Raw genomic sequence first — 13,769 nt, forward strand, 5'->3', positions numbered from 1 at the left:
TAATAGTTTGTTACAATAAGTGGACTTCTCATGATTTCTTCTCTGTCAGATCGCGCTGAATACAGCAGCCTTGCCGACGCCATATATCTGAACCAGGCTTCGCTGGGGCTGATGGGCCAGCCGGCAGTGACGGCTATGCATACCTATCTGGATGATATTGGCCGCCACGGGAATATGAACCTGACGGACGCTGAAGAAGTTGCGTTGTTCACGCCACTGCGTGAAAATGCGGCGGCCCTGATGAACTGCGCGCCGGAACAGCTTGCGATCATGTTCAGTGCGGGCGACATGCTCAATCAGCTGCCCTCTCTGTTTCAGCCGCGTGCCGGCAGCAAGTTCCTTTCGGTGTCCACTGACTTCCCCGCCATCACCCGGCCCTGGATCGCCTATGCTGAAACCCATGACCTGGAGCTGCAGTTCGTAGATGAGCGCGGCGATACCGATCTGACCGACGCGCTGATCGCGGCGATCGACGACCGCACTTCTGTGGTTGCCGTCAGCTATGTGCAGTTTTCCACCGGCAGCCGCAGCGACATTCATCGCCTGCGCGACGCCACGCGCAAAGTCGGTGCCCGTCTGGTGGTCGATGTCACCCAGGCGGCCGGGGCGGTTCCGATCGATACGCGCGGCTGGCAGGCCGACATCGTGGTCTGCAGCGGCTACAAATGGCTGGGCGGGCACGGCGGGGTCGGCTTCGCCGTGGTGGCGCCGGACCTGTTGTTGCACACACCGCCAGCCCCAGGATGGATGGGGGCCGCAGATCCGTTTGATATGCAGGCGACCAGGCTGCCGCTGGCCGGCGACGCCCGGCGTTTCACCCAGTCGACCATGTCCTACATCTCTATGGCGGGGCTGACAGTTGCGATCAGGGAGCTGCTTGCGATGGGCGCGCCAAAGATCGAAGCCCATGCGCGCACTTTGGCCAGCCTGTTGGATGAAGAGCTGCAAGGCACCGGCTGGACGCCATTCCGCGCCGCACACGATCGGGCCGCATCGTCCCATATTATTACGCTGGGCAACCCATCGGGTGACGTCGACACCACGCTGGGCAACATTCGGGATGCAAATATTGTCTGTGGCAACCGCAACGGCCGCATCCGGGTTTCAATCGCGCATTTCAATGATGAAAGCGACATCCGGGCACTTGTTGCACAGCTGAAACACGGCTGAATACACCCATGACCCCGGGGCGGAACGGATCTGAAGTTCCGCCCCGGGCCTGCTCACTATGGCGCCGGAAAACCGTGGTGCCAGGAAAAAGGAAAGACGATGGCCGGACTGATACTGCTTGCGACAGTGACTTTGCTCTACGCGGGATATAATCTTTTTGTCAAAATGGCCGGTGTCCAGGTGCCGGCGGAGGCCACTACGACGATCCTGGCGACCATCAGCATTCAGCTGGCAGCCTTGTTTACCTCCGGCGTGTTCCTGAGCGTGCTGCTGATGCGGGGCGGTCAGGTGTTTTCACTGTCAAACGGCACCTACTTCTGGGCGGCACTGGCGGGGATCTGCATTGGCGGTGCTGAGATTGGCTATCTGTATCTGTTCGGTGGTGTCGGCCTTGCCAAACCGATGGACGCAAGTGTTGCCATCCCGACCGTGGTCAGCGGCACGATCGTGATCGCGATGTTGTTCGCTTATTTCGTGCTCAAAGAGACTATTTCCTGGAATCAGGTGCTGGGCAGCCTGCTGATCATCGGCGGCATCATCATGTTCTTTGTGAAAGGGCAGGCTCAGAGCTGAGACGGCGGCGTTGTCAGCAGACCGGCTTTCGCGTCTTTGAGAATTGAGGCGATGAGCGGGTTCTGCTCGCGGCCCTTTTTGATGACGATACCCAGCGGCACATCAATGAAGATCTCGTCCGGCTTCAGCGCGCGGATCTGACCGTTGTCGACGTAGCGTTTTGCGTAATGAACCGGCAAAAACCCCGCATGACGGCCGCTGAGGATCAGCATGCCGGCGGACTCGATGTGGTGCACCACGGTGCGGTGGGAGTCCGGGTTGAAAAATTCTTCGTCAAACCGGTCGATATAGCCACGCGCGATCGGCCCCCCGGCTTCGATCATTTCAATCGAAATATCCTGGTCCGGGATCAGAAAATGCGGGTGAGTCCTGCCGCAGTAAAACTGGTTCCGCTCCTCGGTGAGTACCAGAAATTCCAACCCGGCGACGCTGCGGTGCCGGGCAGAGATCGCGCAGTGAATTTTTTCATCTACCAGCAGTCGCTCCAGCACCCGGGGCGTGTCCTGGATGATTTCGATGCTCATGTCGGGCTTCTGGTCGGACACATGAGATAGCCAGTCCGAAATAAACAAGCTGTCATGGGAAATCATACCGTCGGGCATGCCAATGCGTAAAGTGCCGCCCATATGGGTTTTCACCAACGCCAGACGTTCGCGGAATTCATCCATCCGGTCAAACAGGGCCAGGGTTTCCTGGTACACTTCCTGGCCGCGCTGAGTGACCCGAAATCCGCCGCGCCCGCGTTCGCACAACCGGATGCCCAGACGGGTTTCCAGGTCGGTCATATGGGTGCTGATGGTCGATTCAGCGACGTTCAGACGGGCCGTTGCAAGTGAGAACCCGCCCGATTCCACAACTGTGATGAACACACGAAGCAGTCTTAGATCTTTGTCGCTGACGCGGCCCAACATTATCGGATGCCCCTGGAAAATCCTGGTCAAATTGACTTTTTACATATGGCGTTCTCCGTGGGCGGAGTAAAGATTTATCGGATCCTGCCGGTTCACGCGGAGAAAGTTTTGATTCTGCACCGGCCTGGAACTTAATTCAGCCCATTTAAATTGTGTCACCAGAGCTGCCAGAGCGAGGCCAGCAGACGGTCGCAGGGGCTCTGAACTGATATTTCCGGAGCAAGTTATGCCTGCTGCTGGTGAGGCGCCGGAGGTTGGGCCGGTGAAAAAATTCTGCCTGGCGCGGACGTTACTCAGAAATCACTGCTGAAGCTGAAGCCTCGCAATGGGGGCGGCGGCTGGTGTGCCATGACCCGGGCCGGAGGCTGAATCGTCGCGGCTGCTCGGTATGCCCTGAAACGGGCGACGCAGGTCAGCTTTGCACACGTGTGTAAAATTTCTTGCACACGTGTCCAAGATATGGCTAACTGAGCGTCATTCGGCGTTGAGGAGCGCCCGAATTCAAATCTCTGGGAGGATTAAAATGAATAAACGTTATAAAGCGACCCTGGCAGCTTTGGCGACCACGGCCCTTATTTCCATCGGGTCAGGTGCCGCTCTGGCTCAGCAATACGACATCGACATTTGGTTCGTTGGCGGGGACTCCGACAGCTATCGCGGTGAAGCCATCGAGATCGCAGCTGACTTTCTGCAACGCGAAGCCGCCGTCCGGGGCGAAGATCTGAGCATCAATGTGGTGACCAAATCCTTTTCGGGCTGGGAAGAGATGAAGCAGGGTGTGACCCTTGCGGCGGAGGCTGGTGCTGCACCAGCTATTGTGGCTGCCGGCCATGAAGATATCGCGCCCTGGGCTCAGTCCGGCCTGATCGTTCCGATTGAAGATTACATTGACGTAGATGCCTGGCCCGTCAATGACATCTACCCCAACCTGCTTGAAATCGCCTCCTTTGACGGTCAGCTTTACGGCCTGCCACAGGATGCAGAGTCGCGCCCGTTCTTCTTCTGGAAGGACTATATGCGCGAAATCGGCTATTCAGATGCGGATATCGACGGCCTGCCTGATCTCATTCAGTCCGGCGGCTACACGCTGCAGGATGTGCTGGCCGACGCCAAGAAAATCCAGGATGCAGGACTGGTAGCAGAAGGCTACGGCTTCTATCCACGGGTGTCCAACGGGCCGGACTACTGGCAGTTCTATACCAGCTTCGGCGGCACCATTGAAAACGACGAAGGCAAACTGGTATTCGACAAAGAGGCAATGACCGGCTTCTACCAGTTCTTTGTTGATGCAGTTGAGCTGGGTGTTACCCGCAAAAACCACCTCGGGACTCCCTGGGACCAGTGGTACGCAGAAGTTGCCAACGGCAAAGCGGGTCTGTGGCATGGCGGCACCTGGCACTATGCACGTTACACCGGCAAAGAAGGTCAGGACGATTTCTTTGGTAACATCCAGTTCTCGCTGATCCCGGCTGGTAATGCGGGCGGCCAACCCAACACCCTGACCCACCCGGTCGTATACCTTCTGACGCAGCAGGAAAATGACGACGCGATCGCCATCGCTGCCGATCTGGTTAAAATCGCATCTGAGCCGCGCATCAATGCGCTGCACGCGATCAAGTCCGCCCACCTGGGCATCACTAAGGCGGAATCGTCTGTGGATCTCTATGCTGGCGACCGCTGGGCACGGGAAGCAACTGAACGCCTGCTGCCTTTCGCCACCGCGATGCCAAATAACGTGAACTTCGGTCAGTACTGGGAGATCATGTTTGGCGGTCTGGAAGCCTCCTGGACGGGTCAGAAAACAGTGGCAGCCGCCATTGCTGATGTCGAAACAGAGCTGGCAACCACCCTTGGCGACGACATCGTCATTCGCTGATTAATCACTGGTTGGCGGCGCACAGGTTTGCGCCGCCGCCACTCTACTTTCCAGAATTTCGGGGGCACCAATGGGAAATTCAAATGCTGAAATTGCCGCGAGCGGCCGTGTGAGCGCGCCAGATCTGCGTGGCGGCGCGCCTCAACTGACAAGATTGCAGAAGATCGGAAATTCCAGGCACCTTGGCCTCTATCTGATGGCGCCGGCGTTTTTGTTTGTTGTATTATTCTTTGTCGCACCAGTGCTGCTGACCGGCGTATTCGGTTTTACCAATATGAGCACCGCTACGGGCATCTCCGGCGGCGCTTATCTGGCGAACCAGTCGTCAATGCGCGCGCTCAGAGACAAACATGATTTCGGTGAACTTGCCGATCAGATCAACCGGGTCGTTTTCACGATTGACGAAGCCGGGCTGGAAGCAGCTGCACAGGCTGGCGCCAGCGCGGCGACGCTGAAGGAGCTGAACGCAAAGTTTTTCGGCCAGAGCTTTGGCAAGCGGCGCGACGTGGAGCGGGCGATCAAAACGCTGGACAACCGGCCGTCAAGCACCCGTGCCATCAAGGCCATATCGAAACATTTCGAGCGCTCCGTTTTTAACATCCGCTTTGACAGCGCTGACGATCTCCTGGCAGCACTCAACAAGTTTGGGATCAGTCTGGACCCGCAGCAGCAGGCGGCTGTGATCGATGTGACCTATACCGGCTGGGTGTTCACTACAGACAATTTCAAACGGATGATCTCGCTGCCGGATACAAGAACAACGCTGTACAACACGCTGTTTTATGTCTTCACCACTCTGATCCTGTTTAACGTCGGCTTCGCGCTCGTACTGGCAATCAGCACCCATTATATGGACGCCGCACCTGCCGGGTTCTTTCGTTCTGTGTGGCTGCTGCCCCGCATTACGCCGCCGGTGCTCTATGTGCTGATGTGGAAATGGCTGGCCTGGGACACCGGGTTCATTTCCGCAGTGCTCGGCCCGTTCGGCATCGCGCCCAAGAACTGGATGCTGGACAGCCCGACGAACGCCTGGACATTTATCATCCTGATCAATGGCATGGTCGGGGCTTCCATGGGTATGCTGATCTTCGCCTCGGCGATCAAAGCCATCCCAACATCGCTGTTTTACGCCAGCGAAGTGGACGGGGCGACCCGGGCCCAGCAGATCCGCCATATCATCCTGCCGCAACTTCGCTTTCCGATCCTGTTCATCACCAGCTATCAGACCCTGTCGCTGCTGACATCGTTTGAATTTATCCTGCTGGCGACAGAGGGCGGTCCTGGCGGATCAACCGAGGTCTGGGCACTGTCCACCTATTTCAAAGCGCTGAACAACTATGCCGGATCGCTGGAATACGGCTATGGCGCGGCGCTGGCCCTTGTGCTGGTAGTCGTGGGGGTCGCCATGTCGATCCTCTATCTGAAGCTGTTTGACTTCAAAACGCTGACAGCCCCACCGAAAATTGAGTAACAGGAGAATTTTGTCATGACTGGCAACTACCGCAAATGGCCGATGATCCTGTTTCTGGGGATTTTGACCGCACCGATCATTCTGATGTATTTCTACCTGTTCGTAGATACCGTCACCAATTCACCGCCGGGATCAATGATCCCCAACGAGTGGACCGCAGAACACTGGCGTTTCCTGTTCACCACCATTCCCGGCCGGCCTTCAATCTGGACCGCAACTTTGAACACGCTCCTGTTTGCGACCACCACCACTTCGATCGTGCTGGTGGTGTCCTCCGCCGCAGGCTACGCCCTGTCGCGGCTGAATATGCCGGGACGCTCTTTGTTCCTTGGCGGCGTGTTGGTTCTGCATGCGTTTCCCACGGTGACGCTGCTGATCGCGATCTTTCTGATCCTGCAGATGGTCGGTCTCTATAACACGCTGATCGGGGTCATCCTGGTCAAGACGGCGCTGGAACTGCCGTTCGGTATCTGGATCATGAAAGGGTTTTACGACACCGTGCCCTGGGAAATCGAGATGGCCGGGCTGCAGGACGGGGCAACCCGGTTTCAGGTCTGGACCAAACTGGTGCTGCCGCAGGTGAAGCCTGCGATCATGGCACTGGGGATCTTTTCGTTCCTTGCCGGCTGGTCAGAGTTCATTCTGCCACTGGTGCTGGCGCCGGACAACAACGTCCAGGTGCTGTCGGTCTACCTTGCCGGATTGATTTCGGATGACACCAATTTCGACATGGCAATGTTCAAATCTGTCGGCGTTTTCTACGTGCTCCCGGTGATCATCCTGTTCACCTTCTTCCAGAGCAAACTCATGAATATCTACAGCGGGGGTAATAAAGGCTGATGCGTATATTACTGGACAACTTCACTAAAAAATTCGGCACGCTCACGGTGATCGACCAGATGGATCTGGAAATTCACTCAGGCGAAATGATCGCGCTTCTGGGTGGATCGGGCTGCGGTAAATCCACCACGCTGTTTTCGATCTGCGGCATTCACAAGATCAACGGCGGGCGCATTCTGTTTGGCGACAAGGATGTCACCAACATCACCTCGCAGGAGCGCAACGTTGGCGTTGTATTCCAGTCCTTTGCGCTTTACCCGCATATGACCGTGGAACAGAATATCGGCTTCCCGCTGAAACTGCGCAAAGAATCCGCGTCTGAGGTCAAGCGCAAGGTCGATGAGATCGCCGAAATGGTGCATATCGAAGCACTGATACATCGCCGTCCCGGTGAATTGTCGGGCGGGCAACAACAACGGGTAGCCCTGGCACGCGCCCTGGTGCGGCGGCCGGATGTGCTGCTGCTGGATGAACCTCTGGCCAATCTTGATGCCACGCTGCGTCTTGAAATGCGCTCCGAGATCCGGCGCATCCAGCAGGAAACCGGCATCACCGCAGTTCTGGTGACCCATGATCAGGTGGAAGCCATGAGCATGTGTGACCGTATCGCCATCATGGACGCTGGCAAAATTGTGCAGATCTCTGAGCCACGGGAAATGTACAACAACCCGGTGTCCGACTTTGTGGCTGGTTTTCTGGGCAGTCCGCCGATCGCATTCCTGCAGGGGCGGATCACCGACGGCATCTTTGTTGAACCCAGCACCGGAACAAAAATGCCCGTCAACGCAGATATTGCCAAAAGGGCCAATGGTGGTGAAGTGCGGGTCGGAATCCGGCCTGAGTTTTTTCAACCCGGCGCTGGTGCGGCGATCAAAGGACGGGTGTCCTTCATCGAGTCCCAGGGACGCGAAACCCTGTACAATGTCACTTTGCCTGACGGCAATATCCTGCGCTCGATTCAAGGCAGTCAGTCTTCTGCGAGGATCGGTGACGAGGTGGAATGGGGTGTTGATTCTTCACAGATGCTGGTCTTTGGCCGGGACGGTATGAGACTATGACCCTCACCCGGGAGTGGTTGGAACGTTTTGGCTGGCCGGCAACTTTGCTGACCGGCCATCCTCTGGCGGTCGCCCATCGCGGCGCCAGTGACCACGCGCCGGAGAACACGCTGAAAGCCTTCCGGGTTGCCGCTGATCTGTGCTCAGAAATGTGGGAGCTGGATGTGCGCCTGTCTGCGGACGGGGTCTGTGTGGTTGTCCACGACGACAATCTGACCCGGGTCGCACGGCGGGGTCTGCGGGTGTCAGAAGCCAGCTGGGACGAGATTTCTGAATTGAGATTGCCGGAAGGACAGCGCATCCCACGCCTGGAGCAGGTCATTGAACTGGCGAAAGAAACCGGATGCGGACTGTATATCGAGATAAAGTCCGACGGCGCCGGGCCTGTGGCCTGGGAGTTGTTGAAAGAAGCAGGGTTGCAGTTTGCATGCCTGGCATCGTTCAATGTCGGCTGGGTCCGGGAGTTGCATCAGCTGGGTTGTGAATACCCGCTGGGCGTGCTTGTGCCGGCCGGGATGGAACCATTCACCTATCTGGATGGGGCCGAGGTCGACATCGTGCATCTCTGCTGGCGGGACGCATCAGATGCCCCGCATGAATTGCTGACCAGCGAACTGATGCAGCGTTTTCAGGGCAGTGGCCACCAGATCGTGATCTGGGACGAGGATCGCAGAGAGGTTGTGGATGCGCTTTTGCAGCAGCCGGTGATGGGAATTTGTTCCAACCGGCCGGAGCTGTTGAAACCCTATCGTCCGGATCCGGCGCATCCGGTTGATATTGTCTGCCATCGCGGCGCCAACGCGCTTGCACCGGAAAACACCCTGGAGGCAGCGCGCATATGCGCCGATCAGCGGTTTCAATATGTCGAACTGGATGTGCGCACCACGACAGACGGGGAGCTTGTGGTTATCCATGACGCCGACGTGAAACGCACCAGCGATGGCAGCGGCCTGGTCATTGATATGACACTGGAGCAGATCAAGTCGCTTGACGCCGGGGGGTGGTTCCGTGAAGGTTCGGCCGGATACCGGGTCCCGACCCTGCGCCAGATGCTGGATCTGGTGCGCGGGTCCGCCGGTCTCTACATCGAAGTTAAGGATGCCGACCCTGTGAAGCTGCTGGACGTTGTGAGTAAAGCCGACATGCTCGGCCAGTGTTTTTTCTGGGGATATGACATCGGAAAAATGCGCCAGATCCGCGAACTGGCACCCGAAGCTGTGCTGATGGCCACCCGCTGGATGTATACTTCTGTCCGCGAGGCGGTTGCGGCTTACGGCGCTCAGATAGTTGAATTTGACGCGGAAAAGGATGATCTGTCCGAGATGTCTGAGTGCGAGTCGCTTGGCGTGCGGTCGATGATTTTCAGCAAACAGCATCAGTGGGATGACCTGGAAACCTGTCTGAGTTTCCGGCCGGATCTGGCCAATCTCGATCGTCCGGACCGCTATAAAATTCTGACGTCATATCCGCGGGTCCGCCAACATTTCCAGGCCAGCAATCAGGACCAGTACACAAGGGCAGTCGTATGAGCTTTGATCCCGATAAAACATCTGCGGTTACGTCTTTTGATGTGGCCCGCAGAGCGGGGGTATCCCGCTCTGCCGTGTCGCGATGTTTTACGCCGGGTGCCAGTATTTCCGCCAAGAGCCGTGAGAAGATTCTCAAAGCGGCCTCCGAGCTTGGGTACCGGGTCAACCTTGTTGCCAGAGGGCTGAACAAACAACGCACCGATCTGGTGGGCATGATCGTCTCCAGTCTGACCACCTCCTACCGGGCGGCTTCGGTCGACGCGCTGGCGAAACAGCTGGTGCAGCAAGGGTTCCGACCCATGTTGTTCTGCATCGACGAGGGAAAAGACGTTGAGCAATTGCTGTCGATCCTGCTGAATTACCAGGTCTCCGGAGTTGTTATTACCTCAGATGCGCCCCCGGCAAAGATCTGCGAGGAATGCGCCCGCATGCGGGTGCCGCTGGTGATGGTGCACCGGATGGACGATCTGCCGTTTGTGGACCTGATCAATGGCGATGATGTTAAAGGTGCCCGCCTGGCCGCCGATGCGCTGGTTGAGGCTGGGCGTAAACATTTGATCGTCGTGGAACAGGGCGTGCTGGGGTATTCCGGAGAGGTCCGGGTCGCAGCATTTCGCGCGCGTGCCGCCGAACTTGGCGTGCTGTGCAGCACTGTCGCCGTGAACCCTGTCGAATATGAGGCTGGCGTAGAGGCTGCAGCAGGAGTTATCGCACAGTTGGACAAAACGCCCGGCGTATTCTGCACGACCGACACGGTGGCGCTGGGACTGCTTGATACTTTGCGCAACAAACATGGCGTGCGCATTCCCGAACAGATGAGTCTGGTCGGCTACGATGACATCCCGGAGTCCAGCTGGGCTTTCGCGGAACTGACCACCATCAAACAGTCGTCAAAGGAATTCGCCCGCGTCACGGTTGAGCTGCTGAAAGAGCGGATCAAAAACCCCGGCGCGGAGCCCAAGAATGAAATCGTTGATGTGCAACTGGTTACGCGGGGCACGGTCTAGAATTGCGGCACAGGTGAACACCGCCTGAAAACCGCTGTGCCGCTGTGCGGCTGCGCATGCCTGCGGATCATCTGGCAGACAGCCACTGGCCGAAGTTCTGTTCGTTTTGGATATCAGGAGCTAATCCAACAAATGAAACTCGTTACCTTAAATATTCAGTTCGGTTTTGGTGCCGACGGAAAATTTGACCTGACCCGGACCGCGGATGCGGTGCGCGGGGCTGATATCATTACGCTGCAAGAAGTCGAACGCCACTGGAAACGCTCTGACTACAGCGACCAGCCTGCGGAACTGGCCCGTTTGCTGCCGGACTACCATTGGACCTACGCCGCCAATCTTGATCTGGACGCCAGTTATAAAGATGCGGGCGGCAGTCTGGTTCAGCGCCGGCGTCAGTTTGGCGTGATGGTTCTGTCGCGCTGGCCGATCATTTCCAAAAGAGTTTTCCCACTGCCAAAATTTGGCGCGGTGGCGCATCACAGCATTCAGACCGGGCTGTTGGAAACGGTGATCGATGTGCCGTCCGGGCCGATCCGGGTCTATACGGTTCACCTCAGCCATCTGGGCGACGAACTCCGGCAACCGCAGATCGATATGATGCTGGATATTATCGCAAGAGCGCCGGGAGAAGGCGGCGTCTGGTGTGGCACACACCCGGTGGAAGCTGATGGCTGGACCGAAGGTGGTGTGCCGCCGATGCCATATAAAGCGCTGATCGCAGGCGATTTCAATTTCACCACAAAAATGGCGGGCTATGAGTGCTTTACCGGACCGCTGAATGAAAACTATGGCCGGTTGACCAGCAGAACCGGATATCGCGACGCCTGGGTGGTGGCGGGCAATGCCGAAGATCAGGGCGTGACGTTCCCGGCGATCAAAGGCGCGGAAGAGGTCTCCAAACAGGTGTCCTCACGCCTCGACTATTGTTTTGTCAATTCTGGCCTGTGGGACCAGGTCACAGATGTCCGGATTGACGACGAGTCACCGGCATCAGACCACCTGCCGCTCTGGGTCGAGTTCAATGCATAACAGATTGCCGGTGATCTTGCTTCAAAGGCTCGCGCCTCGGAGTGTCGCGGGCCGCGAACACGCTGGGGCAAGGTCAGAAGACCACAAACATTCAACCAGGACGACTGTCTGGAAGCGGGTGCTATGACGATCAAAACCGACCAAACTGATACACTTGCCGCGCGGCTTGAATTTGCCAGCATCCTGGCCCGAAACGTGGGCCTTGAGGCACTGCGCTATTGGAATGAACAAGGTGCCGACGGGCTGGGCACTGAGACCAAGGGCCTGCAGGATTTCGTGACCAAAGCCGACAAGGCGGCGGAACACACCATCCGGTCTGAATTGGCGCGCCGCTTCCCGCAAGATGGTTTTATCGGCGAAGAAACCGGCGGCACCACCGGAACCGGCGGATATTGGGTGGTCGATCCGATTGACGGCACCGCCAATTATCTGCGCGGATTACGGCACTGGGGCGTGTCGATCGCCTATGTGTCTGGCGGTCAGATGCAGCTTGGCCTTGTACATGATTCACCGACCGACCGGCTGTATCACGCACAGGCGGGGCAGGGGGCATTTCGCGACGGGCAGCCGATCTCTGTATCGCCGACCAGCGATCCGCACGCAGCGCTGGGCATTCTCGGGGCGTCGCGCCGGCTGCCGGTCGAGGGGTATCTGCGTCAGATCAAATCGCTTTATGACGCCGGTATCGAGCACCGAAAAATCGGCTCCGCCGCCATTGGCATCATTCGCGTGGCCGAAGGTACGGTTGATTTCTATTATGAAGGCCACCTGAACAGCTGGGACGCGCTGGCCGCGGTACTGATCACCCGCGAAGCCGGCGGCACGATCCGGCTGCCTGAAATGGATAAATTTATCGCCCGCGGTGGCGAGGTTTTCTGCGCCACCCCGGCGCTGTCAGATCTGTTGGCCGGAATATTGGCCGCCAAATAGGAGAGATTGCATGTCAGATGCCATTGCACAGGACTGGGCGCAGGTAACCGGACCAGGAGGGCTGGATCTTCTGCGTCGTTATCTTGACGGCGACCAGACCGCGGCGCCGGAGTTGACGGCGATCTTTGAGGCGGCGGATGCGGGCCGCTATGACGCGGAGTATGCGGGTGATCCGGACCCGGAAAAAATTCATGTCACCACGTCCTGTCATCTGATGGTAATGGCGCTGCTCAACCGGCTGACCGGGCTGGACGCTGAGGATTTCTATAAAGGTGACGCGCTGCGCTACGTGCGTACAAATTGTCTGATACAACGGATGCTGGGGCTGGAACGGCTGACACTTGGCGGCCCGGCTTATGGCTTTGGCGCCGAACTTCTGGGCCAGGTGATGATCTACCCCAGAGACCAGGCTCCGGGGTCTGACCCGGAGGTGCCGCTGCTGGATTTTGACAGCTGGCGTGACATGCCGGCCTATGATCCCGATCACCCTGTGGCCCGCGTCATCCGCGAAAACCTGCAACATATGGCGCGTCTTGGCGGCATTGAGCCCGTTGCCCATATGCCGGCACCCTATTCGCTTGCCGCAGAGATATTTGGCCAGGAACCGCTGATTGGTGCGCTGGCGCTTGAGCCGGATTTTGTGCATGAATTCCTCGACCTGATCGTGACGCGGGTGCTGGTACCCTGGTGTGAGGACCTGGTTGCCAATGTGCCCGATGTCTGGTTGGAGTTTTCGGATGCCAGCGGATCGCCGATGTTCGTCGGGCCGGAGAATTTTCTGAAATTCGTCGTGGATCCGGTGCGCCGGATAATTGTGGAAAACCCCTGGGGGGACCGGGTGTTTGTCGCCAATTACCGGGGCGATCTGCCCGCAGGGGCACCAAGCCGGGGGCGGCGGAAAAAAAGCCCGGCTGCGGTATCGTCGATTTCTTTTGACAGTCTGCTGCAAGCAAAAAAGCTGTGTTGCCCGCATTTCCTTATGCGGCTGGAGGCGGACGCGGCGCCGCTGCAGGACTATATTCGGGCAGCGACCGATCTGGGCATGCCGCTGTATCTGGGCATCGGTGCTGTCCGGCTGGATCGTAATTCAGTGCCCGATCTGGCAGCGGCCGGAATTGAGCTGCGCCAGGTAGCAAAAGAACGCGCCGGCGTTATCCGCCAGATATCGGACGTATTGCGGGGACAGGAACGGCCAAGACCGGTCCTGTCCTGGCCCGGTGATATCTACATTGAGGACACCAATGTAGAGACCAGCATTGATCTGATGCAGCAGGTACTGGCCGGGGTGTCGGACATTCGCTGAGGGGCGGGCCCGGCTGCCGGGACCTCATTAAAGATCAACGGATCCGGCGCTCCGTTCGCAAAGGTGGCTTTG

Annotated in this window: 12 protein-coding genes; 11 read left to right on the plus strand and 1 reads right to left on the minus strand. The window is 57.9% G+C overall.

Annotated features, from left to right (window positions below; all coding sequences use genetic code 11):
* Positions 1-30: 30 nt before the first annotated feature.
* Positions 31-1,170, plus strand: a complete 1,140-nt coding sequence (locus tag DWA01_RS22600; RefSeq protein ID WP_114288066.1) for an aminotransferase class V-fold PLP-dependent enzyme — start codon at positions 31-33, stop codon at positions 1,168-1,170.
* A gap of 99 nt (positions 1,171-1,269) precedes the next feature.
* Positions 1,270-1,743 (plus strand): EamA family transporter, encoded by a 474-nt coding sequence (locus tag DWA01_RS22605; RefSeq protein WP_114288067.1) that lies wholly within the window; start codon positions 1,270-1,272, stop codon positions 1,741-1,743.
* Here DWA01_RS22605 and DWA01_RS22610 read toward each other — a convergent pair.
* Complete coding sequence (locus DWA01_RS22610) at positions 1,734-2,654, minus strand: LysR family transcriptional regulator (RefSeq protein WP_114288068.1); 921 nt, start codon at positions 2,652-2,654, stop codon at positions 1,734-1,736. The two genes, DWA01_RS22605 and DWA01_RS22610, sit on opposite strands and share 10 nt — an antisense overlap.
* A gap of 523 nt (positions 2,655-3,177) precedes the next feature.
* Between DWA01_RS22610 and DWA01_RS22615 the strand changes: the two genes are divergently transcribed.
* The 9 genes from DWA01_RS22615 to DWA01_RS22655 all read left to right on the plus strand — a co-directional run bounded on the left by DWA01_RS22615 (position 3,178) and on the right by DWA01_RS22655 (position 13,697).
* Entirely contained in the window at positions 3,178-4,530 is a 1,353-nt protein-coding gene (locus tag DWA01_RS22615; RefSeq protein WP_114288069.1) for an extracellular solute-binding protein, read from the plus strand.
* A gap of 70 nt (positions 4,531-4,600) precedes the next feature.
* Positions 4,601-6,001: a carbohydrate ABC transporter permease gene (locus DWA01_RS22620; RefSeq protein WP_235008681.1), complete on the plus strand. Its 1,401-nt coding sequence runs from the start codon at positions 4,601-4,603 to the stop codon at positions 5,999-6,001.
* Positions 6,002-6,016: 15 nt separating this feature from the next.
* Positions 6,017-6,841, plus strand: a complete 825-nt coding sequence (locus tag DWA01_RS22625; protein ID WP_114288070.1) for a carbohydrate ABC transporter permease — start codon at positions 6,017-6,019, stop codon at positions 6,839-6,841.
* A complete protein-coding gene (locus DWA01_RS22630; RefSeq protein ID WP_114288071.1) occupies positions 6,841-7,899 on the plus strand; it encodes an ABC transporter ATP-binding protein in 1,059 nt (352 codons plus the stop codon). Before DWA01_RS22625 ends, DWA01_RS22630 begins: the two co-directional genes overlap by 1 nt.
* Entirely contained in the window at positions 7,896-9,428 is a 1,533-nt protein-coding gene (locus tag DWA01_RS22635) for a glycerophosphodiester phosphodiesterase (protein WP_114288072.1), read from the plus strand. Before DWA01_RS22630 ends, DWA01_RS22635 begins: the two co-directional genes overlap by 4 nt.
* Positions 9,425-10,435, plus strand: coding sequence for a LacI family DNA-binding transcriptional regulator (locus tag DWA01_RS22640; protein ID WP_114288073.1), 1,011 nt, complete (start codon positions 9,425-9,427; stop codon positions 10,433-10,435). Before DWA01_RS22635 ends, DWA01_RS22640 begins: the two co-directional genes overlap by 4 nt.
* Before the next feature lie 132 nt (positions 10,436-10,567).
* Positions 10,568-11,464 carry an endonuclease/exonuclease/phosphatase family protein gene (locus tag DWA01_RS22645; RefSeq protein ID WP_114288074.1) on the plus strand — a complete coding sequence of 299 codons (897 nt, stop codon included), beginning with the start codon at positions 10,568-10,570 and terminating at the stop codon, positions 11,462-11,464.
* A 123-nt stretch (positions 11,465-11,587) separates the two neighbouring features.
* Entirely contained in the window at positions 11,588-12,394 is an 807-nt protein-coding gene (locus DWA01_RS22650) for an inositol monophosphatase family protein (protein WP_114288075.1), read from the plus strand.
* 10 nt (positions 12,395-12,404) lie between these two features.
* Positions 12,405-13,697 (plus strand): uroporphyrinogen decarboxylase/cobalamine-independent methonine synthase family protein, encoded by a 1,293-nt coding sequence (locus tag DWA01_RS22655; RefSeq protein ID WP_114288076.1) that lies wholly within the window; start codon positions 12,405-12,407, stop codon positions 13,695-13,697.
* Positions 13,698-13,769: the final 72 nt, after the last annotated feature.

This window comes from Candidatus Halocynthiibacter alkanivorans (assembly GCF_003333265.1).
Classification (GTDB): domain Bacteria; phylum Pseudomonadota; class Alphaproteobacteria; order Rhodobacterales; family Rhodobacteraceae; genus Halocyntiibacter_A; species Halocyntiibacter_A alkanivorans.

Excerpts from the sequence above, each read along its gene's own strand:
- DWA01_RS22600 (WP_114288066.1), top strand. The coding sequence starts at position 31 with ATGATTTCTTCTCTGTCAGATCGCGCTGAATACAGCAGCCTTGCCGAC.
- DWA01_RS22605 (WP_114288067.1), top strand. The coding sequence starts at position 1,270 with ATGGCCGGACTGATACTGCTTGCGACAGTGACTTTGCTCTACGCGGGA.
- DWA01_RS22610 (WP_114288068.1), bottom strand. The coding sequence starts at position 2,654 with ATGTTGGGCCGCGTCAGCGACAAAGATCTAAGACTGCTTCGTGTGTTC.
- DWA01_RS22615 (WP_114288069.1), top strand. The coding sequence starts at position 3,178 with ATGAATAAACGTTATAAAGCGACCCTGGCAGCTTTGGCGACCACGGCC.
- DWA01_RS22620 (WP_235008681.1), top strand. The coding sequence starts at position 4,601 with ATGGGAAATTCAAATGCTGAAATTGCCGCGAGCGGCCGTGTGAGCGCG.
- DWA01_RS22625 (WP_114288070.1), top strand. The coding sequence starts at position 6,017 with ATGACTGGCAACTACCGCAAATGGCCGATGATCCTGTTTCTGGGGATT.
- DWA01_RS22630 (WP_114288071.1), top strand. The coding sequence starts at position 6,841 with ATGCGTATATTACTGGACAACTTCACTAAAAAATTCGGCACGCTCACG.
- DWA01_RS22635 (WP_114288072.1), top strand. The coding sequence starts at position 7,896 with ATGACCCTCACCCGGGAGTGGTTGGAACGTTTTGGCTGGCCGGCAACT.
- DWA01_RS22640 (WP_114288073.1), top strand. The coding sequence starts at position 9,425 with ATGAGCTTTGATCCCGATAAAACATCTGCGGTTACGTCTTTTGATGTG.
- DWA01_RS22645 (WP_114288074.1), top strand. The coding sequence starts at position 10,568 with ATGAAACTCGTTACCTTAAATATTCAGTTCGGTTTTGGTGCCGACGGA.
- DWA01_RS22650 (WP_114288075.1), top strand. The coding sequence starts at position 11,588 with ATGACGATCAAAACCGACCAAACTGATACACTTGCCGCGCGGCTTGAA.
- DWA01_RS22655 (WP_114288076.1), top strand. The coding sequence starts at position 12,405 with ATGTCAGATGCCATTGCACAGGACTGGGCGCAGGTAACCGGACCAGGA.